Below are 24,421 nucleotides of genomic sequence, written 5' to 3'. Positions count from 1 at the left end.
CCAACAAATTTCTTTCCATTCATTTTGCAAATGATAATTAGTTCCAATTAAATAATCTCAATTATCATTTGTTAACAATTTCTTAATCATAAAAGATATTTGATCTTTTTAAGAAAATTGTTATTATTCTTCCCGAGTTCAAAAAATGTACTTCAAGTCTTTTATTAATTAAAATTTACTAACCTAGTGAGGAAAAATTTATGAGAAAAGCTAAACTATTTATTTCTTTTTTCGTGTTTGTGGTTTTACTACTTAGCTCTCAGTCGATGTATTCCCAAACTACTGCATCCATTAACGGAACAGTAGTTGATCAAAACGGGAGTCCATTACCGAGTGCTACAATTATTGCAGTCCATGTACCTTCAGGAACACAATTTGGTACAACTGCTCGCGCAGATGGAAAGTATAACTTGGTAAGTTTACGAGTTGGCGGTCCATACAAAGTAACAGTATCCATGATTGGATATACCACGCAAGTTGAAGAAGGTTTCAATCTGGAATTAAGTCAGAATTTACAAATCAATTTTAAACTTCCAGAACAAGCAGTTCAGCTTACCGGCGTAACGGTAACCGCTGAAAGAGGTGCGGTACTTAGTCAAGCAAGAACCGGTGCTGCACAGAACGTTTCATTAAAACAAATTGAAGAAATTCCTACACTCAACAGAACATTTGCAAGTTTCGCAAAACTTTCGCCTATGTTTTCGGGAACCTCAACTCAAGCGGCTGGTCGATCAAGCAGATTCAATAATATACAAATTGACGGAACTGCATATAACGATTTATTTGGTCTTGCATCATCGGGTACTCCCGGAGGACAGGCAGGAACCAACCCAATAAGTTTTGATGCTATTCGTGAATTCCAAGTTGTTATTGCACCTTACGATGTTAGAATGAGCGGATTTACAGGTGCCGGTATCAATGCTATCACACGTTCCGGTACAAACAATTTTAGCGGTTCTGTATTCTTTTTAGGGAGAAACCAGGATTTTACTGGACAAAGGAATCCAACTACTGGTGTAGACAAAAAAGTTACGGATTTTACGAGTTCGCAATACGGTTTCAGATTAGGCGGACCAATAATGAAGGATAAGCTTTTCTTCTTTATAAATGGAGAAATAACGACTGATAATAGACCGGTAGTTACACCATCTCTACAAACGGGTATTGGCTCCAATTCAGCCGCTCAACTTCAAGCACTTGTAGATCAATTTGCAGTCGCTTTAAGAGCTAAAGGAATGGAACCGGGTAGTTCAGCCGATTTCACAAGAAAAAGTCCAAGTACCAAATTATTGTTGAAATTTGATTACAACCTCTCTGATAACCACCAGTTAACATTACGACATAATTATGTTGACGCATATCAGGATAACCTCGCTGGTAGAGGTACTTCATCTATGAGTTTCGATTCGTATAATTACCGCTTCAACAGTACAACTAATTCAACTGCATTATTATTGAATAGCCATTTTGGAAATAATATGTCGAATGAATTAATCGTAGGTTATACTACAGTAAGAGAAAAGAGAACTGCAACTGGCGGACTAACACCTTTGGTTACTGTAAGAGAACTAAGTTCAACTTTTACAATGACTGCAGGTTTTGATAACTTCTCCGGCGCAAATTCGCTGGATCAAGATATTATCGAATTCACAGATAACTTCTCGTACTTTGTTGGTAACCATACTATAACAATTGGTACGCACAATGAATTTTTCAAATTCAAAAATTTGTTTATCCGGAATATTCTTGGAAACTATTCTTATAATAGTTTAGCTGATTTCAATGCGGACCTCCCGAATAGTTTTACAAGAACATATGCAAGGTTTGGAGATCAAAGCAGCAGGCCTGCAGCAAGTTTCAGTGTTGCGCAATTAGGTTTTTATGTTCAAGATGAATGGGCTGTTTTACCGCAATTTAAAATTACTTACGGTCTAAGAGTAGATGTACCAACATTCCCGGACGCTCCCGCACAGAATGACTCAGTTTCAAAATATTTTCCGGGAATCAGTACAAGTTCAGCACCTACTGGAAATCTTCTATGGTCTCCTCGTATTGGTTTTAACTACGATGTTTCGGGAGATAGAACCACACAAATTAGAGGCGGTGTAGGAATCTTTTCAGGCCGCGTTCCTTACGTCTGGATCTCAAATAATTATGGTAATTCAGGAATGTTAACACAGCAAATCGATCTGAAAACTGCAAGAACCAATTTAGTCTTCAGACCGGATCCTAATAATCAATATACAGTTGGGTCGAGTGCACTACTGGGAGCTCCGAGTGTTAGATCAGAAATCGATTTAGCCGATCCAAATCTTAAAATGCCGCAGCTAATTAAATTTAATGCTGCAGTTGATCAAGAGTTGCCGCTTGGTTTTGTTGGTACTGCAGAGTTTCTATATTCACAAACTGTTAATGATATTATTTATAGAAAACTCAATCTTAATCCAATAATCGGTTATGTTAGATTACCCAACGGGGATTATGAAGGTTCAATAAAGAGACCTATTTTCGGTGGTGAAAACTTGTATAACAATAATTTCACAGATGTTCTTCAGGCATATAATACGGGCGATGGTTATCAATATAATTTATCGTTCCAGGTTCAACGAAGTGTAGCAAGAGGTCTTTCTCTCAGCACAGCTTATAATTATATGCAGGCATTTGATCGCTCAAGCGTTACATCTTCTCAAGCTCAATCTCAAATGTCGTTTTTAGCAGTAGCCGGAGATCCAAATTCACCTCCACTAACAACAAGTGATTGGGAAATTACTCACAGAGCGTTTATATCAGCATCATTTGTTTGGGAATTCTTTAAAAACGCACCTACAACAATATCATTATTCTACAATGTTCAGTCCGGTAGGAAGTTCTCATTTACTTCACAATCCGGTTCAATAACTACCGGTACCGGAACAACCGATCTTAACGGTGACAATTATCCTGGTAATGATTTGTTTTATATTCCAAGAAACGCAAATGAAATTCTTATTGGTAAAATCACTAGCGGTCAATTTGTACCTGCCACAACTGCGGGAACAACTTACAACGACCTTGATGCGTTCATTAAAAATGATGAGTATTTAAATACTCACCGCGGTCAAATAGCTGAAAGAAACGGAGCTACAGCACCGTCGCGATCTTATCTTGACATGCATATTCAACAAGAAATTCCTGATTTCATGGGATTTGGTGCTTTCCAAGTTTCTTTGGATATTTCTAATGTACTCAATCTAATTAATCCAAATTGGGGTCAAGTGAAAGATGTTGATGGTTTTAACGATACAAAAAATGTCGTTACTTACCAGGGCAGGATTGCTTATCAAGGAAATGCTAATGTACCGGTTTATAGTTTTACAAAACCTGCAAATAATACTGTATTCGTTTATGATGATCTTTCTTCACGCTGGCAAATGCAGTTTAATGTTAGATACTCATTCTAATTTTGGTTTCTAATAATTACAAAAGAGCCCCGCAAATCCGGGGCTCTTTTTATTTTAAACATAGCGGAGTGAAAAATTTATTTATAGTTTGTGAATTGAACCGGGAATTCGAGATCGGCTTCTTTAATTAATTTCATTATAGCTTGTAGGTCGTCAATTTTTGTTGCTTGTACACGTACTTGTTCATCCTGAATTTGCGACGTCACTTTGAGTTTACTCTCTTTGATCATTTTGGTTACGGTCTTAGCATGCTCTTTGGAAATTCCGCTTTGAAGATCAATGGTTTGCTTCAATCTTGAATTTGCAGCCGGTTCGGGTTCGGAATATTTTAATGCTTTAATGGAAATGCCTCGCTTAATAAATTTTGTTTGAAGGATATCAATTGATTGTTTGCGGGAATAATCATCTTTTGTATTTAACGTTATCTGTTTTTCTTTCTTATTCAGAACAAGTTCTGTATGAGAATCCTTTAGATCATAGCGTTGAGCAATTTCTTTTATAGCCTGATTGAGGGCATTATCTACTTCTTGAAAATCAATTTCAGAAACGATATCGAAGGAATGATTCGTTGCCATATAGTCATCCTTTTTTTGATGTAAATTTAGATAAAATTATTCAAAGGTATTTCAGTTAGATCGAATGTCCCGGCACAATTCTATTATTAGCTAATTTATGCTTTGAAATTATGTAATCTAATTCTTATATTCTGCCAGTAATTCTAAGGGTTGAAACTTCTGGTAATATTTTCTTTTCCTAATTTCTATTTCTTTTCTTGCTCAGAATAATACTTGAAAGACCGCAAATTTTGAGATTATATAATATTTCATATTCGAGACAAATATTTTTCTTCTGTTTTATTCTTTTTGTGAATAATCTCAGTTTTGGATATGATGATGGAGCTATTAAGGATAATCTAATCCGTAAATTGGTTAATAGCGGATTTGAAAATATTCGTGTGAAGATAGATGATCAAAGAGTAATTATTGCTTATGAGAATCGAGTTTATAGATTTGATATTGAGGCAATGAAAGAGATACTCAAAATAGTGGTAACGGAATTAAACGATCAGCAAAAAATTATTTTGATTCCGCAAAACAGAAAAATTCCTATTGTATCCATAGAAACATCGGCGGAAGATTGTAAAAATTATTTCAACGGAATATTTTCCGGAAAGGAATTTGCTTCCAAACTAAAAATTGATTTCAACACGGATGATATATTTAAGGAAATTCAGGATGTTGAATTGATGAATTCTTCTTCATTTAAATTTGATATTGCCGTTAAACCACAATTAAAATTTGAATTCGGTCCTTATGAGAAACCGGTAATCTCTCAAATAAATGCCGTTCCGGAATTAAAAACTAGTTTTTGGAATGGGATGAGTTTCAACTATGAATTACTTATTCCAATTATTAACGAATTTGGAACCAGTGAGAATTCTGTTAGACCAGGTATTATTGCCTTGAACCAGGTGCTCAGACTTCCAAATGATTTTTTTGTCTCTTCATCAGTAGGATTTTTTACTCAGAACCGTTTTGGTTTGGATTTTGACTTGAAGAGATATTTTATGAATGGTGATTTTAATGTTGGACTTAATTTTGGATTAACAAGCTTCGTCTCATTTTCCGGGATGACCAAAATTCTCTATAATGAAATATTCAAATGGACAGGTTCTTTAAGTTTAGAATACAGAATTCCTAAATATGATTTGACTCTGGGCTTAATGGTTGGTAAATTCTTGATGGGAGATAATAGTTTTCGGATAGATGTTTCAAGAGAATTCGGTGAAATTGAAATAGGCTTTTTCGCCATTAGATCCAGCACAAGCGTCTCTAACGGGGGAATAAATATTACTATTCCTCTATTTCCAGCGAACTATTGGCGACCAAGTTTTGTTAGATTAAGATCAAACGAAAATTTTTCTTGGAGCTACCTAGTTAAAACAAATCCCGATCAGTTAATTGGGTTAAGATATAATACAGATAATAGAATTGGAATTTTTAATAAAAAACTGAATCCAAATTTTATAAAGAACTATTTCTCGATAAATTAATAAAGTAGAGTGAGGTACAATATGAAAAACCACAAGACTACTGCGATGTATACTGTTGGTTCATTTTTCTTCCTTATATTCGGATTATTATTACTCTCAAGTTGTGAGAGTTCTAGGATTGGACCGGAACTGCCACAACCAAATCCTCCTGCGGCGGCGGCTCAACCACTTATCTTGAACTCCTACGTTAAAGACGCATCGAATCAAATCGGAATTTCAGGTGCTACAGTTAAAATTGTCCGGACAGACGGTATTGTTTTAGCAACCTCTCTTTCCGATAATAGCGGAAAATTTTCTTATGATGCATCCGCCATTACAGATAACTCCTTATCTGTAAATGCTACCAAAGATGGTTATTCTTTTGGAAGCAGAATAGCCACCCTAAACAAAGTAGCAAATTCTGCAATTGTTTCAGATATACTGCTGACAAAATTACAAGTGGCTTCTACAACCGTTACTGTTGCCACGGGTGGAAATGCCTCTACTACAAATACACAATCGGTTTCAAATCAACCTTTAACTGTGCAAGTACCTTCAAATGCAGTCTCTTCTAATGTTCAACTTACTGTCTCCTCAATTCCGGCAGGACAAATTCCTCGGCCAACTGCCGCAAACACTTCAATTGTGAGTGCCGGACAATTCGGTCCTTCGGGTACACAGTTTTCTCAGCCTGTTACAATTTCCTTCCCGCTTCCTTATTCACGTACACCTGGAACAACTTTCTCCTTGATGCAACTGAATGAATCAACCGGTGCATATACAAACTCAGGCTTTACTGCTACGGTAAACGCTGATGGTACTTCAGCTTCTGCACAAGTTACGCACTTTACAACCTATACTTTGCAAGAAGGTGTTACACTTACTTTAAATACTCCTTCTTCTTCAACTGCAAATGAATTTTATATAGCTCTTACGAGCGGTTCAGAATCAAGAACGCTTTCAACTGTAAATGCAATTTCACTTTCTGGTACCGGAACTGTAAATGAACTCTGGCTGAAAGATGAGATTGCAAGTAGATTATCATTCTCAATTGGTTCTACATCTCAAACACTTTCTTTTAATATAATTGCCTTACCATCTCAGTATATACAAAATGGTGTTCAAGTTGGTCCAGCAGGGCATGAAAACGAAAAAGGAAATTGGGAATTCAGATCGTATTATGCCTTACAAACAACATCAACCACTGGAACTGCAACTGGCGCAAGTTGGACAAGAACTCTTACAGCCACAAATCAGCAGTGGTTAATAGTTCATCAAGGTTGGTACTGGGTACCTCATGATCAAGGTGGAATATTTTTTGGACCATTTTAAGATTTGATTTTTAGTCGGGGTGGGGAGATTCGAACTCCCGACCTCTTCGTCCCGAACGAAGCGCGCTAACCGGGCTGCGCTACACCCCGAAAAATGAACGGGGCTAAGATAAAATTTTTTACGGTTAGAAAAAACATTAAGATGTCAATTAAATTAATTACATCAAACAAAGGAGATAAAAAATGAAAAAAATTTCTATAATATTTTCTTTTTTATTGATTGTGTTTGTTGATATAAATCAAGCACAATTAGTAACCGATAGCTGGTCATTCGGTTTTGGCTTTAGATATCCTAGATATGTAAGTGCAAATGTTCAACCGCTTAACTCTAACTATGGCGGCTTTATTTCATTACAAAGAAATTTCTCCGAACATGTGGGGCTAAGATTGAGGCCAAGTTACTCTCATTTTGAAGGGGAGTTTACAGATGTAACTTTAACCAAAATAACTTCAAGCACGAACGCAATAATGGGAGACCTTGATTTTCTTTATTATTTTTTCCCTTGCGAACCGGTTTCACCTTATTTGTTTGTTGGTGCTGGTGCTGGTTTAAGAACGATAAAAAATAATGCAACAAAGACTTTGGATGAAAATGAAACCGTTCTAGCTTTCAATATTGGTACTGGTGTGGAAGTGGGTCTTGATTCAGATTGGAAAATCATGGCAGAGTTTGGTTACCATGTTACTAACAATTCTGAATTCGATGGTGCTATTGGCGCTGGAGAAATTAACGGACGCGATTCTTATTTTGGACTCAGTCTGGGTCTTAATTATCTCTTTGAGAAAGGTGAACCCTCAAAATATTGTCAGCTCTATTCCGGCATCACCCAAGAGTATAAGGATATGACTGATTACAATAAAATTGAATCGATGATAGTTAAACATATCCCTAAAGAAGTTGTAAAAGAAGTCGTTGTTGAAAAACCGGCTAAAGCAACTTCAATGATGGAAAAATGGGTTCTTATTGGTGTTAACTTCGATTTTAACAAATCAAAATTATTACCAGAATCATATCCAATTCTTTATGATGCTGCAAAGACTTTATTAAGAAATCCGGATATGAAAGTTGAGATACAAGGTTATACAGATAACATTGGATCTGAATCTTATAATATAAAGCTAGGCCAACGACGAGCTGATGTAGTGAAGGATTATCTCGTTTCCAAAGGAATTGCCGCAAACAGAATTAATGCAATTAGTTTTGGAGAAGGCGGTCCAGTTGCTGATAATAAAACAGCAGATGGTAGGGCAATGAACAGACGAATTGAATTTAAGGTGCAATAATTATTTTTGAAAGGGAGCTTCTAAGCTCCCTTTTTTTAATCACTATTTTGTTCTAATTGATTTTAAATCTAAGTTTGTATCAGAAAATATTTCCTTTAACTTTATCCGGAGAGATAGGCAAGGGATGAAACACAAAATAAAAATAGAAAACAAAAATGGAGACCTCGGCGACTGAATAGTCAACGAGGATTTTTTTTATATGGAAATAAAAGCGAAAATTATTGATGAAGAAGGTCTTAACCGGACCTTAACCCGTCTTGCTCACGAAATTCTTGAAAAGAACAAAGGTTCTAAAAATCTAGTTCTTATTGGAATGCGTACGCGTGGTGAATTCATTGGAGAAAGAATTAAAGAGAAGATCAGGGAAATTGACAAATCCGAACCAAATTTCGGTGTTCTAGATATTACCTTATACCGAGATGACTTCCGCACCCGTCTTAAACAGCCGGAAGTTTCAGTGACGAACATTACATTCGATGTAAATGACCGAGACATAATCCTTATTGATGATGTTCTCTATACCGGAAGAACTGTACGCGCTGCACTTGATGCGCTGATGGATCTTGGAAGACCTAATACTATACAACTTTGTGTTCTAGTTGATAGAGGACATCGCGAACTGCCGATACGTGCCGATTTTGTGGGGAAAAATATTCCAACTTCAATCAACGAAGAAATCCGTGTACGGATAAGAGAAACTGATGGTGAAGATGCTGTTTATTTAATAAACGTTCCAAGTAAAAATTAGAGAGAAAAAAATGTCATTATCAAGCAGACACTTATTGGGACTGAACGGAGTACCTAAGGAAGATCTTCAATTGATTCTTGATACTGCAACAACTTTTAGAGAGGTTCTAGAAAGACCAATCAAGAAGGTGCCGACTTTACAGGGCAAGACAATTGTAAATCTTTTTTATGAAGATTCGACACGAACAAGAATTTCTTTTGAACTTGCACAAAAACGTCTTTCCGCAGACACAATAAATTTTTCTACTTCTACAAGCAGCGTCAAAAAGGGAGAAACTTTTAAAGATACTGTGAGAAATATTGAAGCAATGAAAGTTGATATGATTGTTGTGCGGCATAAATCTGCCGGAGTACCGCAGTATCTCACAAGAATATCTAAAGCAAATATTATTAACGCCGGCGACGGTTTGCATGAACATCCGACGCAAGGATTGCTGGATATGTATTCAATCAGAGAACGCCTCGGTAAGTTAGAAGGTTTGAAAGTATGTATTGTTGGAGATGTTGCGCACAGCCGGGTTGCGCTCTCAAATATTTTTGGTTTGAAAACAATGGGTGCAACTGTTTCGGTGTGCGGACCGTTAACAATGATTCCGCTTGGAATCGAATCGCTCGGAGTAAAAATTTATACCAACATCGATGAAGCCATGCAAAAGAATGATGTTCTGAACGTTTTAAGGATTCAGCTGGAACGTAATGCCGGAACACGAATTCCATCATTAAGGGAATATCATAAATATTTTGGAATTACATCCGAACGAATTGAAAAACAAAATAAAGAAATTGTAATTCTTCATCCGGGACCAATTAACCGCGGTGTTGAAATTTCCTCTGAAGTTGCTGACGGACCGTATCAAGTTATTCTTGATCAAGTTACAAATGGTGTTGCTGTACGAATGGCAGTTCTATATTTACTTGGTACAATGCATTAATCTATAGGTGAAAAATGAAAATTATATTCAAACAAGTTGTTCTACTGAACCCCGATCAAAAATTAAATCAAAAAAATGATCTATTGATTGAAGACGGTATAATAAAAAAAATAGGCGGACTGAAAGAAGAAGATTTTAAATCATCCAAAATTTATGACTTTGAGAACAAATTTTGTGTACCCGGATTATTTGATATGCACGTTCATTTGCGCGAACCTGGTAGAGAAGATGAAGAAACGGTTGAAACCGGAAGTAACTCTGCAGCCGCAGGCGGATTCACAGGTGTTGCATGCATGCCGAATACAAATCCGGATATTGATTCTGCCGAGGTTGTCCGTTTTATAAAAGAGAAAGCTAAAAACCATCTTGTTGATGTTTATCCGGTAGCTGCAGCAACTCTTGCGCGTAAAGGTGAAGCTCTTTCTCCTATGTACGAATTATATGAAGCCGGAGCCATTGCTTTTTCAGATGACGGCGTTGCAATTAAGAATGCCGGTGTTTTAAGAAATGCTTTAGAGTATTCCAAAAATTTTGGAACTCCGATCATTGAACACTGCGAAGACGAAACACTTGCAGATGGGGCAATGAACGAAGGATTAAATTCAACAACACTTGGTCTGCAAGGAATTCCAAATGTTGCTGAAGATCTAATTGTTGCTAGAGATATTATGCTTGCCGAATTTATCGGAGGTAAAGTGCATATTGCTCACATCAGTTCAAAGAACTCGGTTGAACTTGTCCGGCAAGCTAAAAAGCGAGGAATTAATATTACCTCTGAAGTTGCACCGCATCATTTTACTCTGACAGACGATTCTCTAAAATCTTACGACACAAATTATAAAATGAATCCGCCTTTGCGAACCCGAGCCGATCTTGAAGCGTTGTTGGAGGGACTGAAAGATGGAACAATTGATTGTATCGCGAGTGATCATGCACCGCATTCTATCGAAGAAAAAGAGATGGAATTTATTTACGCACCAAACGGAATTGTAGGACTTGAAACTACTCTTGCATTAACCTTAAGCGAACTTGTTCACAAAAAACATTTAACTCTTGCTCAAGTAATTGAAAAACTTTCTATCAATCCAAGAAAAGTATTGAATCTTCCGGTTCCTCAGTTTAAAGAGGGTGCCCCAGCAAATCTTACTATTCTAGATCCGGATTTGATCTGGACTGTTGATGTTTCAAGTTTCAAATCCAAATCGAAAAATTCACCATTTGACAAAAGATTGATGACGGGTAAAGCTATAGCTGTTGTCAATAATCAGAAAATGTACTTCGAAGAAAAATATTTCCTTATCTAAAATTATTTTACTAAACTGTTCAGGGCTGTTCAATTATTGCTACAGCTCTGACGGTTCTTTCACACAAATCAATATTTTATATGAAAACCTGCCATCAAATTGAACTAAAAAGTAAGATTACTATCTCAAGTGATAGAAATTTCTTTGGCACTATGATTGAGTAATAGAATATAGAAATTTACGGAGGATGCAATGAAAACCTTAAAAAGAACTTTTTTATTAACTTTAATCGGTGGAATAATATTTCTCACTGGCTGTGATAATATGAACGGCTATCGTGATAATACACCGCCTGCACCACCGAAGAATGTTTATTCAGTTACCGGTGATAATAGGATCGATATATTTTGGGATTCTAATCCGGAGAATGATTTAGCCGGTTACAATATTTATTATTCCTACACTTATGACGGAAAATATACGCTTATCGGCAGTACACAAAATGATTCCTACATTGATGATGGCGCAAAAAACGGAGTAACCTACTATTATGCAGTTACAGCTTATGATTATGACGGCAATGAAAGCGAGCTAAGTAAAGACGAAGTTTATGATACACCAAGACCCGAAGGACTAAATCAAACCATTTTCGATTACACGCTATTTCCAAATAACTCCGGTTACGATTTCAGTAATTTTACTGTCCTTCCTTATAATGATAATTCGACTGATTTCTTCTTTGAAAATTACAATGGACAGTTTTACATCAATGTATGGGATGATTCTGAAATTCAAGATATGGGTCCAACGAAAGATATCTGGGATATAAGCTATGCACCACTTACCGGATGGATTCCATTAAAGCCAGATGAAAATGTTAAGTATGCGCCGGCAATTGTTGGTCACACATACGTAGTTAGAACTTGGGATCTCCATTATGCCAAAGTCAGAATTTATAGTCTAACAAGTGACAAAATGATTTTCGACTGGGCTTATCAATTAGTTGAAGGTAATAGAGAACTTAAAAGAGGACAAATTCCAGAGGTTAGAAAAACAATTCCTGCTAATGTTGAAAAGCAGTACTAAACTCGATGCACTATACTCCTTGTTGAAAAAGCATACCCGGGTGGTATGCTTTTTTATTTCTTTTGGTTTATTTTGCAAATAGTTAATTATTAAGTGAATATGCAATCACATCACAAATCATATCTGATTTTATTTTTGCTGCTTTCTGTATTCAGTTCCGCTTGGTATAATACTTCGGCACAGGAGACTAAAAGCAAAGAGGCGCAAAAAATTTTTTTAAGAATTGAAGAAGGAATAAATTCGGCAGCAGTAGATAAATTCTCGAATTATTTTAGTGCAAAAAATTACTTCAGTTTTAATGACGGTACTACGGGGTATTACAGTGCAAATCAATCTTACTATGTTATTAAAGATTTCTTAAGCATATATCAGCCAATTTCGTTTAAGCTGACAAATATTGTTACAGAAACAGCGACTCCTTTTGCTTCCGGAAATTTGAAGTACAACAATAAAGGTATTAGGGGTAATGCAATTGTATTTATCTCTCTGCAAATGACCGATAACAAATGGCACATCTCTCAGATAACAATAAATTAGAATGATCAAAAAAATATTCACACGAAATAGAATTTACTTTTCGCTGATAACATTTTTGTTGGTCTTAATTATTGTTTCGGGCATTATTTCTCCAATCATTCTGGAAAAAGAAAAAAATGATTGGGACAAAATTTTAATTGATAAAACAGATTTTTTTGAAAATAACATCAATCAAGCGTTCGACAATAAATCTAGTTTACTTATAACGACGGGTTACGAAGTAAAAAGAAAATTGCGCAGCCTTGTTACAAGTCCCGCCCTTGATCGGAAAAAGGTTATTAACCTTATAGCAGATCCAAAATTCCGGGATTTTTCTATCCATCTTTATAATTCCGAAATGAGTTTAGTTGCCTGGAATTCCGAGCCGATTCTTTCTTCTAACGAATTACAAAATCTCCCGCAATTTTTTAATCAAACATTTTTTAGCGGTAAAAAACTATTCACCTATCTATCGTTTGTAGATACACTGAAAGCAAATGAACAAGTTTATACGCTGGTCTCAAGTATTCCGATTGAAAAACATTTTTCGCTCACAAAGAAAGACGAGCCGTCATTTAACATAGTTGATTCGCTTTCGCGTGGTTTCTCAATTGGAATTGAAATCGAATACTCTCCGTTTGCAAAGTTGTCAAAAGACGGTAGAAAATATTCTTTTGCCGTTCTTAATAATTTCAAGAACAAAATTGCAGTTGCCACATTTGATAAACCCTCGCTCGAACTTAATCTAAACAGTATCCGTAAGTCGACCGAGATTATACAATATTTATTAACTGCTTTTATTGTAATGATTCTAGGGCTCTGGGCAAGAGTCTATTTGCGGCGCATAGATAAAAAAAGATACCGGTTCGCTCTCTTCACGGTTTATATGGCTCTACTTCGAACAATTCTCTTTTATTTTGGAATTCCATCTTCGTTTATTCATAACTCCTTAACAGATGCTTCTAATTTTTCTTCAGTATTTGTTTTTGGTATGGTCCGTTCACCATTGGAGTTTTTTATTACGGTTCTATTTCTTCTAATCATAGTTTTGATTGGCTATAAATATTTTTTAGAGTTCATATACAACCGATCTGAAACGAAATCCGCAAGTTTATTCAAAACCATGGCATCATTTATAATTTCTATTTTGTTATTCCTTCTTACCTACAGAGGAATTGGTGCCGCAATTCGCAGTGTGGTCTTCGATTCGACGATTCGTTACTTCAAAGATTTTTCTTTAATACCCTCTCCCGCCATTCTACTGATGAATTTCAATATTCTTATCCTTGGTTTGAGTGCCATCATCTTCTCATTAATCTTAATAACATTCATTTACTCTCAATATTCTTTTATGGAAGAAAAGAAAAAGAGAAATCTTTTAATATCGCTTTTTATTCTAACCCAGTTCTGTGGCTGGATTTTCGACGGACTTCAACTTGAGCCGCAAGGAACTCCACTTATTCGAATAGTCTATATAACAATTGTCTTTGTGCTTTTTTATCTTTTTCTCTTTAACAATAAGCCAAAAACGATAGCACTGATCTATTATGCTTTTGCGGCATCAATAATTTCTGTCAGCCTTCTTACATATTATAATTCTGAAATAGAAAGAGAATCGTTAAAAACAACCGCACATGAGTTGATCCGGACCGATGAAAACATGGTTGACTTCATGGTAGTACAAACATTGACTCAGGCAGTGCAAAACGAACGGATTCAAAATTCATACGCGGAATTAAAAGATCTATCATCAGATGCATTTGTTTTGTGGAGCAATAGTTTGCTCTATCGGGAGGGAATCCGCTCAGCAATAAATTTTTATGATACGCAAAAACAGTATTTAGGCGGATTTGAAACAGGCAAGGAGTTTTCTCGAGAATTGTTTGAAACTTATATTCAACATGCAGGAGACTCTTTAACAATTAACCGGCAATCCAATATCTTCGGAGATGAAAAAACATTCATTGGTATAGCGCCGGTAAAGATTAATGATCAGCTTGCGGGATATGCTCTTGTTTCTGCAATATATGAAGAAGACTATCTTAATTTTGCTGAATTTCCAAAATTTATAATTACAACCAAGGCGGGAATTTCTTCTGTAATTAATCTTGATAAACTCAAGATTTTTGATTTTCAGGATAACCAATTAAAATACACATACGGTAGTGCCATATTATCTAGCGATGATGAGAACTCAATCTTAAAATCTAATTTTACTAATCTGGATGAAGCATGGCTAAAACTGGACCTGAACGGTGAAAGAAATTTGATCTATGCTTTAAAAGTTAATTTACCAAAGAGCAATAAAATATTGGCAATTGCTCTTGAAGAAAAAAGCTTCTCATGGAATCTATCTGACTTCTTTAAAATCTTTTTTGTTCATACTATAATTATTGTAAGTCTTCTTCTGATATTTTCTGCTTTACGTTATAAAAAAAATAAAAATGTATTGGCATCCTACAGAACACGTTTAACCGGCGCATTCTTGGTTGTTTCGCTTATTCCGCTCTTTCTTATCGCAATCTATTTCAGAAATTTATCTGAAGGTAAAAATTCCGAGCTGGTTGAAAAACGATTAACCGAACTTACCGATCAGGTTAAATCTTATATATCGTTGTACTCTAATGATTCTTCTTTAAACCGGCAGGTAATTTTCGATAAAGCTGCACGTGATCTCAGCATCAGCTTTTCTATTTATGAAGATAAAAATTTGATCTACGATTCACACAAAGTGTACAGCGATATTGGATTACTACCGGCAACGCTAAATGATATTGTGTACTTAAATTGCTGGCTTGGCAGGGATCAAAAACTCTTTCTTAAAGAACCGATTGAAAATTATCCGGTTAATTCAGTTTATACTCTTGCTGACATTTCGGGATCCGGGTACATAATTCAAGTGAATGATCTTTTTAATAGAATTGTTCTTCCTCTTTCCGATGTTGAACTTGATATTTTTCTGTTTGGAATATTTTCTCTTGCCGTAATATTATTAGTTATTTTCAGTACGGTATTGGCAAATCAAATTTCTTCGCCGATCAGAAAATTAACCTATGCAACAAAATCTGTTGGCAGCGGAGATCTTAATGTTGAAGTAAATTACAAGACCACAGGAGAAATCAAAGAGCTTGTGGACGGATTTAATCAAATGGTTAAGAGAATAAAACAAAGCCAATCCGATCTTGCACAACTTGAACGCGAATCCGCATGGAAAGAGATGGCAAAACAAGTTGCTCATGAAATTAAAAATCCTCTAACACCGATGAAACTTTCTGTTCAGCAGCTTATTGCCGCTCACATTGATAAATCTCCCAAATTCGATTCAATTTTCGAAAAGGTTACTTCAACAATTATTTCTCAGATAGAAATATTAAAAAACATCGCTTCGGAATTTTCCAATTTTGCCCGTATGCCGAGAGTTAATATTGAAAAATTGAATGGAGTGGAAACTATAAGAGAATCGCTTAACCTGTTCGAAGATGAAGAAATATCGATAAATTTTTACTGTAAAGAAACAGAAATATTTATTAATGCCGATCAAGATCAACTGAAAAGAACCATTGTCAATCTAGTTCGCAACTCAATTCAGGCCGGGGCTAAGAATATTAAAACAGAATTATCTTTGCACGAAAATTTATGCGAAATTAGAATATCCGACGACGGAGAAGGAATAAGCAAAGAAAATTTTGAAAAAGTTTTCGAAAATAACTTTACCACAAAACGGGGCGGCATGGGTCTGGGTTTAAGTATGGCTAAAAGATTTATCAATGTACTCGGCGGAACGATATTGGTGGAAAGATCATCAAATGATGAAGGAACTACAATTTTAATCACAATTCCATTGGCAAACTAATGCACCAGCTTACTCCTCAACAGAAAGAAGCGATCAATTATAAAACGCACATCTCGTTGGCTGCAAATGCCGGCTCAGGAAAGACTTTTGTACTTTCAAAACGATTCGTAGAAATTTTTTTAAATGAAGAGATCGATCTGAGCAGTATCGTTGCAATAACTTTTACAGATAAATCGGCAGGAGAATTAAGTAAAAAAATTGCGAGTGAGGTTGATGAACGAATTGTATCCGAAACCGGTGTTCAGAAAAGGAGAAAACTTGAAAGTTTAAGGCGCCAGCTTGTATCTGCAAACATCTCAACGATCCATTCTTTTTGTATAAATATTTTAAGAGAATTTTCACCTGAGGCAGGAATTGATGCAAATTTTAATCCTATCGATCAAAATACATCCAGTGAACTAATTGAATTAAGCGTTGAAGAAACTATTAACAGCCTGATCGAGAACAAGGAATATTCCGGAGAGTTGAAATATCTGATCCGTTTCTTCGGTTCAAAAAAAATATTTACTCAACAGTTGGAAAATTCGATTAACAAGAGAAGAATCATTGAACAATTAAACGATTCTTTCTACTTAAAAGACGAAAATGAGATTGCCGGTTTGTTCAAGCAGAAATTTCAGAATGAATTTAAAGAATTATTTTCATCCCAAATTATAAATGGGCTTAATATAATTGGAATAATTAATGAATTTGTTCTACGCCAAAAATCAAATAATGAAACCGCTCTGGCAATACTAGAACAGCTCTCGAAATATTCAAAAGAAAAAATACTTGCCGGTCAGCTGGCAATACTAAGCTCAATTAAAAATTTATTGCTTACCAAAACCGATGGCAAATTACGCAACCGGGGATACTTAAGTAAGAACCGCGATGAACTGGAGAAAGAAATAGCAGAAGTTGAATCTCTATTGGCCGACCTAAATGATTTTCTTTCACTCGAAAAAACAGAAGAAGCAGAAAAAGAACTTGCCAACTTTGGTAAAGCATTTATAAAAATTCATCTTTATATGAAGAGTCTCTATACACAAAAAAAGAAGCAAAAAGGATTTCTCGATTTTGAAGATATTCTCCTTTTTACTCAGAAAATATTATTGAGAGACGAAGTGAGGAAATATCTGAGCGATAAATTCAAGTATATAATGATAGATGAATATCAGGATACGAACGAACTTCAATACGAAATATTTATGCCGATACTTGACCACCTGAAAAGCGGAAATTTATTTGTAGTCGGAGATGAGAAGCAGAGTATTTATATGTTCAGGAATGCGGAGCCTGAGGTTTTCGAGCGCACAAAAGAAGAAATTAATCTACCGGAAAATAAAGGACAAATATTAAGTCTGCCGCATAGCTTCAGAATGTCGCCTCAACTGGTTCTATTCACAAATCTGCTTTTCAAAAATTTATTTAAGAATCCAAATCCGCATTTCAACGATGTCGCACAGAGCAGCTTGATTTGCGCTAAGGATGAAACAGAAAAAGGAAACGTTGAATTTCTGCTTGCCGATGAAGATTCAGATGTTACAGAAAGTGAGTTGACCGCGAATAAAATTTTACAACTTGCATCTTTGAAAACAGATAGCGCAATTGCGTTCAAAGAAATTGCGGTTCTATGCCGCAAACGCGATTCATTTGCCGAATTGGAGAAATCATTCGTCAAGCACGGAATACCATTTACAATTGTCGGAGGAAAAGGATTTTACCAGCGGCAAACTATTTATGACATTTATAATTATTTGGCTTTTTTGCTCAATAAAGAAGATGATGCCGCGCTTGTCGGTCTTCTACGATCTCCGTTCTTCAGCCTTTCAGATTTGCAGCTTTATAAAATCTCGCTTGAAAATGGAAACTCGTTCTTCGAAAAAGTAATGAATTTATCGAACTCAAATATCGAAATTAAGATTGTGTGTGATAAGCTAAATGAAAATTTGAAAATTGCATATAACAGTGAAATATATTCAATTATTCGAAAGATACTTTTGGAGAGCGGATATTGGTCCGTAATTGCATCGAAACAAAATTCATCTCAAGAGCTGGCAAACAATGAAAAATTGCTTTCGCTCGCACGGACATTTTCTAAAAAGAGTTTTAAAAATTTATACGACTTCACAGTTTTCTTGCTCGAATCAATTGAAGGTTACGAAGACGAAGGGCAAGCTCAAGTGGCTCGAGATGAAAATACTGTAAAACTTCTTACAATCCATCAAGCAAAAGGACTTGAGTTCAAGGCAGTATTTCTTTACGGTTGCAATCAAAAAACTCAGGAAGATTCAATCCGGGCAAAATCTCTTAGCATTGATAAAAATTACGGATTGCTTACAAAAGTTCCGCTTAGTAAAAATTATTTCAACACTTATTCTTCCGCGCCCATTGCCGCACTTTATAATTATACAATCAAACGGAAAAATGCAGCTGAAGTTAAACGGCTTTTATATGTTGCCGTCACCCGCGCAATTAATTATCTTTTTATAACAGCCACACATAAGGAATTTAGTTGTAAACCCGGTACCTTCTTACATTTGTTTAGTGAAGGACTGGAAACAGATTTTACGACAGATAAAATTAGTCTTTCCTCCCAAGTTGATTACATGAAGTTTTCTGATGATAAATATGAATCATTTGCCAGAACGGTATCACTTACAATTCCGGTAACAACTAAACTTGATGAGACGGTTTCAGCTATCTCAGCGGCGGAGCAGAAGAAAGAAGAAATAATTCAACTCACTCAAAAAATTAATGATGTACCTAAAAGGGAAATAATTTCCGCTACAAAAATTTCGATGTTCACTCAATGTCCGGTTAAATATCAACTAACTTACGAGCTCGGTTACTCTACTATTTACAAGCTAATAAAAGAAAAAACGAATGATTATGAATTCAGCTCGAACGAAGATGATGAAATGCGTCCATTCGGGCAGATTAAAGGGAGACTTATTCACGCAGCTCTCAAAGATGAAATCAGCGGTGAGAAACTTCAAACATTTCTCTTAAGCAAAATTGCTGCAGAGGATTTTTCCGAAAATGAAACAGTAAGAAATAAGTTTATAACAACAATTGTCAATGATCTTGAACAATTTTACAAATCGGCAGGCTATTCCGAAATATCCTCGTCGAAAAATTATAAGAACGAATTTGAAATATATTGTGAAGAGGGAGAACATTATCTCTACGGAATTATTGATAGATTGATCATAGAGAAGGACAAACTGATTATTATTGATTATAAGACGGATAATATTACTTCCGAGCAGTTAATCTCGCGAACAGAAGATTATCTGCCGCAGCTTAAATTCTACGCATACATTCTTTCAAAACTTTTTAGGGAATGCGATCTGTTTGAATTGCGGATTATCTTTCTGAAATATGCCGACCACACGGGCTCATATCAAATTAACCGCAATGATTTAAAAATCTTCGGCACTGAATTGAATGAAGCAACAAGTAAAATTTATTCGGAACAATTTAAGCCGAATTTAAATCATTGTTCTAAATGCCATTATGCATTAGAAGGGAACAAATGCGTAAAATTATTTTCATAACCATTCCGGCAATTTTATTGTTGCTTCTAGTATATGCTTGTTCATCTTCACCGGTTATTCCACTTTACGAATATCCGCCCGATTGGAAAGACAAAGCGACTCGTGAAAAAACTATTGCAGATTACTCAAAATATCTTTCCGGCAGAAAAATCTTTTTAGATCCCGGGCACGGTGGAGAAGACCGGAAGAATAAAAATAAGGACGGAAGTGTAATTGAAGCCGATGTAAATTTGCGTGTTGCACTAAACTTGAAAAAATATCTTGAAGAAGCCGGAGCGCAAGTTTTTATTTCGCGCGAGATTGATAAAACTGTTGCACTTGCACTTCGATCTGAACTCGCGAATCAAAGCGGTGCGGAAATATTTATAAGCATTCACCATAACGCACCCTCAAAAGTTGAAGATGATTACACGAATTATACTGCAGTTTACTATCATGCGAAACAAACTGACTATGAATACGAGCCGTGCAATCATGATTTAGCCCGTTATATTGAACGTGATCTTTCATATGTGATGAGAAATCCGGGAGGACTCGGTTCGTTCGACGGAACATATTCCGATTATAATATTTATCCCGGTGAAGGATTTTCTGTGCTTCGCAAAACAAACATACCGGCAGTTTTAGTTGAGTGCGCGTTTCATACAAGTCATTTTGAAGAACTTCGTCTTAATAATGAAGAGTTCAACCAAATTCAAGCCTGGGGAATTTTTAGAGGAGTTGCAAAATATTTGCGTGCAGGTAAACCGGAAATAAATATTCTTGCCGATAGTTCGAAAATTGAGAACAATTTATTAAAGGTGTCATTAATGCTTACAGATTCTTCCGGTATCGATCCGAGGTCAATTCAAGTCTTCTTCAATAAAGAAGAAAAAGAATTTTCTTTTGATAAATTATCCGGCATTGTAAATGTCAAAATTGATTTACCAATTCCGGGCGAATATGCTCTTAAAGTAGTTGCCGCAAATAAAAATGGGAACTATTCGTTCCCATTCCATAAAAAAATTATTGTAAGTGACCTTCTTGAACCGGAAATTATTGATTGATTTTATTAAAGTGTATCGAATATTATTTCTTGAAGGTCATTGCGAGGAATGAAATGACGAAGCAATCCAGATTTTGACTAAAAAACTAATTTTCCTTTGCTTCGCTTCGCTCGCAAAGACAAATACAATATTCCGCCTTAGAATATCAATCAACTTTGCAGAGCTTTCTTTTTGTCAATCTTTTCCGTTACATATTTAAAAACAAAGAGTGCAACCGCTGCAACAAATCCAATTGCTAGAAAGTAATACCAGATATGACTTGCGTTTGAATAATATGCCGCACGTTGAACTTCCGTCAATCCGGCGGGTAATGTTTTCGGATCCGGGCAGTAAGCATCCAATAAAAATCCGCTCATTATAAAACCGGCTAATGATGAAACAAAATTATATAAATGACTGAAGCCGAGATATAAGCCTTCTTCACCTTTCGGAGCTTGCAAAGAAAAATATTCAAGATAACGCGGCGAGATAAAACATTCAGCCAATCCTTGAATGGCAATTCCGATAATCATCATCAGTGTTAATGGATGAAGAGAGAATAATCCAAAGATAGAAATCTGATGTGCAAATCCGCCTTCAAAACTCTGCCCCAACGACATCGCAAATGCCGAAAAGGGCATTAACAACATTCCGACAAAAATTGATGTAACTGCTTTTTTCTTTCTCATTAATTGAGTTACGAGTACAACAAAAAGAACAACAAAAAGGGGATTTACATTTGCGAGCCATTCTGGTTTGGCGCTTTCACCTAATAGACGGATCACATATTTAGGCATCGAGGCGTAAAGCTGACCTTGCGTAATCCAGAATCCCGAGACGATTAATATTAAGATTATTAGTCGCGGAGTTCGGACAACTTTTAAAAGTGTTCGGGCAATTTGTCTGATACTTTTTCTTTCGCCGGAGAAATTTTTCGGCTTGTAGAAAAGGAAAGTAAAGAGGAGCGCAATAAGAGCCATTGCGGAAGAAAAGAAATAAACATTTTCTAAACCAAGTCCTTGCCTTACAAATGGAACAAATGTTTTTCCAGCAAATGCACCGATATTTACGACCCAATAAAAAAGAGAATAACCTCGCGCACGATTTTCCTCGGTAGTAGTTTTAGCAACTGTTCCGGTAATCAGCGGCTTTATAAATGAACCTCCAAGCATTACTATCACTAAAAAGAAAAGTACTACAACTTTTGTATGAAGCATTGCTAGTGAGAAATAGCCTATAGATAAAAAAGTAAAAGTTAGTAACATTCCGTTTCGAAAGCCGATCTTATCTGCCATGGCGCCCATGAATGGAGTAAGAAAAAAGATTCCTGCATAAAAAATTCCGGCTATAACTCCCGTTTCTTTGTCGGAAAATCCCACAATGTTTGTCAAATACAAAGTAAGTACAATGAAAAAACTGTAGTAAGCGGCTCTCTCGAAGAGCTCCATCACATTTGCGATCCAAAAATCATTCGGAAATTTCCAGCCGGTTTTTGATTGGGTGTTTGTTTGTTGAGGCATAAGTTTCCAGTTGATGAAAAGTGAGCGGCAAGTTAGATAATTTCATTCACTTAAAAAATGTTAGATAATATTTTTTCATGTTTGCGGGAATTGAAAAGAAAAATTGCATAGATTCAACCCCGGAAATAATTGATTAATCGAAATAGTCCTTGAAAAATAACAGCATCTGTCTTTGCGAGCGGAGCGAAGCAAACTAATTCTTATTTATTGATCAAAAGAGAGATTGCTTCGTCACTTCACCTACCTGCCGGTAGGAAGGTTCCTCGCAATGACCCTTAATTAAAATTATTCAGAGAACCATTAAGTAAAACCTAAATGGATTAAAACGGAGTTCTAAATGAAAATTTATTCTAAACATGAATTGAACAACTACTCACTCTCGCTTACTTATGATGATATAAGTCTTATTCCTACAGAAGTGTCGCGTGTTAAAACGAGATCCGAAGTAAATATAAAATCCAATTTTTTAGGCAAAGATTTAGCAGTTCCGGTCGTTTCAAGTCCGATGGATACGGTAACAGGAATAGCAATGGCTAAAGAGCTTTCTGCTTCCGGATGTATTGGAATTGTCAACAGATTTGATTCCTCACTAAATGAATTATTTACAAATGGAAGTGTAGCCGAAGGCATTCAAGCTGTTTCCGTCAGTTTGAACGCCGAAGATGATTTGTTGGAAAAAATTGCAGCGAACAATTTGATAGTATGCATTGATACGGCTAACGCAAACAATGCCAACGTACTTCAAAAATGCGAAGAGATTAAGAAGAGATACAAAGTGAAAGTGATTGTCGGAAATATTGCTCACGGCGGAACACTTAAACAATTAGTTGATGCCGGAGCGGATGCAGTCCGGATCGGAATCGGCGGCGGAAGCATGTGCACAACATCGATTCAAACTGGAATTGGAATCGGACAAGTATCATCATTGATCGATACATACTTTGTACGTGAAGAACAGAAATTGAATATTGCGTTAATTGCCGACGGCGGAATTAAATCTCCAGGTGATGTAGCAAAAGCGCTTTCGGCGGGTGCGGATGCAGTTATGCTTGGAAGAATGCTAGCCGGCACTAAAGAAACTCCCGGCGAGGTAATTAAATACAGCGATCAGCTCTGGAAAAAATATCGCGGCTCCGCATCGTTTGGTGTTAAAATGAAAGGGGAGTTTATTGAAGGTGAAGAAACTATGGTTCCATACAAAGGTGCAGTAAAAAGTGTTATCAACGCAATATCCGACGGATTGAAAAGTGCTATGAGCTATTTGAATTGTGAATCGCTGAGTGAATTAAAAGAGAAAGACTCATTTGCGGTGTTGAGTACAAGTTCCTATCTGGAACGCTTGCCGAGGAAATAAGCATGTTATAAAAAATAATAGAACGCAGATTTTATAAGATGATTATGATTTTTCATGATCTATCATAATCAATCATGATGATCAGTGTTCTATTAGCGATTTATTCTTCTCTCTTAACTCTATCAATCGTAAATGCCGGAACACAAACCGAAACATATTCGCACGGCTGATCGAAGGGATTTGAGTAGCGTACACGGCTTCCTTTCTTCACACAAATTGACTGATTCTTTTCCAGAATAATTTCATCTCCGTCGACTTCAAATTTTTTCTTTCCGCTGAAGATAAAAGTGATCTCGTCAAACTCCGGAACTTGGAATGGTTCGGACCACCCCGCAGGTGCGATCATGTGAGCGAAGCTGTAATCTCCAATATCAATGCTTGCTTTGCCATAATGTTCTTCGATCAGTTTGCCGTCGGTGGTAGGAACGATAAAAGGGTTTGTTTGGAGTTCGTAGTTTTTCATATGCTTCCTTCTTTAATAAATTTCGATTCTTAGATTCTTAGTGACTTTGTGGCAA

The 24,421-nt window shown here is 36.1% G+C and carries 16 protein-coding genes and 1 tRNA gene; 13 read left to right on the top strand and 4 right to left on the bottom strand.

The annotated features are described in order from the left end of the window. Positions 1 to 200: 200 nt before the first annotated feature. Positions 201 to 3,440 carry a carboxypeptidase regulatory-like domain-containing protein gene (locus NTX65_17730; protein ID MCX6171177.1) on the top strand — a complete coding sequence of 1,080 codons (3,240 nt, stop codon included), beginning with the start codon at positions 201 to 203 and terminating at the stop codon, positions 3,438 to 3,440. A gap of 77 nt (positions 3,441 to 3,517) precedes the next feature. Here NTX65_17730 and NTX65_17725 read toward each other — a convergent pair whose 3' ends face one another. Next, on the bottom strand, positions 3,518 to 4,015 hold the full coding sequence (locus NTX65_17725; GenBank protein MCX6171176.1) for a YajQ family cyclic di-GMP-binding protein: 498 nt from the start codon (positions 4,013 to 4,015) through the stop codon (positions 3,518 to 3,520). A 230-nt stretch (positions 4,016 to 4,245) separates the two neighbouring features. Between NTX65_17725 and NTX65_17720 the strand changes: the two genes are divergently transcribed. Next, positions 4,246 to 5,493: a YjbH domain-containing protein gene (locus NTX65_17720; GenBank protein MCX6171175.1), complete on the top strand. Its 1,248-nt coding sequence runs from the start codon at positions 4,246 to 4,248 to the stop codon at positions 5,491 to 5,493. A 21-nt stretch (positions 5,494 to 5,514) separates the two neighbouring features. After that, on the top strand, positions 5,515 to 6,804 hold the full coding sequence (locus tag NTX65_17715; GenBank protein MCX6171174.1) for a hypothetical protein: 1,290 nt from the start codon (positions 5,515 to 5,517) through the stop codon (positions 6,802 to 6,804). A 14-nt stretch (positions 6,805 to 6,818) separates the two neighbouring features. Here NTX65_17715 and NTX65_17710 read toward each other — a convergent pair. Then, positions 6,819 to 6,893 (bottom strand) — tRNA-Pro (locus tag NTX65_17710). Positions 6,894 to 6,986: 93 nt separating this feature from the next. Between NTX65_17710 and NTX65_17705 the strand changes: the two genes are divergently transcribed. The 9 genes from NTX65_17705 to NTX65_17665 all read left to right on the top strand — a co-directional run bounded on the left by NTX65_17705 (position 6,987) and on the right by NTX65_17665 (position 21,050). Continuing rightward, positions 6,987 to 8,087, top strand: coding sequence for an OmpA family protein (locus NTX65_17705; GenBank protein MCX6171173.1), 1,101 nt, complete (start codon positions 6,987 to 6,989; stop codon positions 8,085 to 8,087). A gap of 199 nt (positions 8,088 to 8,286) precedes the next feature. Next, positions 8,287 to 8,835 carry a bifunctional pyr operon transcriptional regulator/uracil phosphoribosyltransferase PyrR gene (pyrR, locus tag NTX65_17700; GenBank protein MCX6171172.1) on the top strand — a complete coding sequence of 183 codons (549 nt, stop codon included), beginning with the start codon at positions 8,287 to 8,289 and terminating at the stop codon, positions 8,833 to 8,835. A gap of 10 nt (positions 8,836 to 8,845) precedes the next feature. Then, the gene (locus NTX65_17695; protein MCX6171171.1) at positions 8,846 to 9,766 is read left to right on the top strand and encodes an aspartate carbamoyltransferase catalytic subunit; all 921 of its coding nucleotides are present in this window, start codon (positions 8,846 to 8,848) and stop codon (positions 9,764 to 9,766) included. 14 nt (positions 9,767 to 9,780) lie between these two features. After that, a complete protein-coding gene (locus NTX65_17690; GenBank protein MCX6171170.1) occupies positions 9,781 to 11,070 on the top strand; it encodes a dihydroorotase in 1,290 nt (429 codons plus the stop codon). A gap of 192 nt (positions 11,071 to 11,262) precedes the next feature. Further along, the gene (locus NTX65_17685; GenBank protein ID MCX6171169.1) at positions 11,263 to 12,096 is read left to right on the top strand and encodes a hypothetical protein; all 834 of its coding nucleotides are present in this window, start codon (positions 11,263 to 11,265) and stop codon (positions 12,094 to 12,096) included. Between the two features lie 99 nt (positions 12,097 to 12,195). Beyond that, positions 12,196 to 12,633: a DUF4783 domain-containing protein gene (locus NTX65_17680; GenBank protein MCX6171168.1), complete on the top strand. Its 438-nt coding sequence runs from the start codon at positions 12,196 to 12,198 to the stop codon at positions 12,631 to 12,633. Between the two features lies 1 nt (position 12,634). Continuing rightward, on the top strand, positions 12,635 to 16,465 hold the full coding sequence (locus tag NTX65_17675) for an ATP-binding protein (protein MCX6171167.1): 3,831 nt from the start codon (positions 12,635 to 12,637) through the stop codon (positions 16,463 to 16,465). Next, on the top strand, positions 16,465 to 20,004 hold the full coding sequence (locus tag NTX65_17670) for a UvrD-helicase domain-containing protein (GenBank protein ID MCX6171166.1): 3,540 nt from the start codon (positions 16,465 to 16,467) through the stop codon (positions 20,002 to 20,004). Before NTX65_17675 ends, NTX65_17670 begins: the two co-directional genes overlap by 1 nt. Then, the gene (locus NTX65_17665; GenBank protein ID MCX6171165.1) at positions 19,983 to 21,050 is read left to right on the top strand and encodes an N-acetylmuramoyl-L-alanine amidase; all 1,068 of its coding nucleotides are present in this window, start codon (positions 19,983 to 19,985) and stop codon (positions 21,048 to 21,050) included. The genes NTX65_17670 and NTX65_17665 overlap by 22 nt, the downstream gene beginning before the upstream one ends. Before the next feature lie 149 nt (positions 21,051 to 21,199). On the opposite strand, the gene NTX65_17660 is transcribed toward NTX65_17665, so the two are convergent. Beyond that, positions 21,200 to 22,549 carry an MFS transporter gene (locus tag NTX65_17660; protein ID MCX6171164.1) on the bottom strand — a complete coding sequence of 450 codons (1,350 nt, stop codon included), beginning with the start codon at positions 22,547 to 22,549 and terminating at the stop codon, positions 21,200 to 21,202. A gap of 337 nt (positions 22,550 to 22,886) precedes the next feature. Between NTX65_17660 and NTX65_17655 the strand changes: the two genes are divergently transcribed. Next, on the top strand, positions 22,887 to 23,903 hold the full coding sequence (locus tag NTX65_17655; protein ID MCX6171163.1) for a guanosine monophosphate reductase: 1,017 nt from the start codon (positions 22,887 to 22,889) through the stop codon (positions 23,901 to 23,903). 100 nt (positions 23,904 to 24,003) lie between these two features. On the opposite strand, the gene NTX65_17650 is transcribed toward NTX65_17655, so the two are convergent. After that, positions 24,004 to 24,366 (bottom strand): cupin domain-containing protein, encoded by a 363-nt coding sequence (locus tag NTX65_17650; protein MCX6171162.1) that lies wholly within the window; start codon positions 24,364 to 24,366, stop codon positions 24,004 to 24,006. Positions 24,367 to 24,421 lie beyond the last annotated feature (55 nt).

It is taken from the genome of Ignavibacteriales bacterium (assembly GCA_026390795.1).
Taxonomy (GTDB): Bacteria; Bacteroidota; Ignavibacteria; order Ignavibacteriales; family Melioribacteraceae; genus Fen-1258.
The sequence above is the reverse complement of the archived record's forward strand: the minus strand, read 5'-3'. Positions and strand labels throughout refer to the sequence as shown.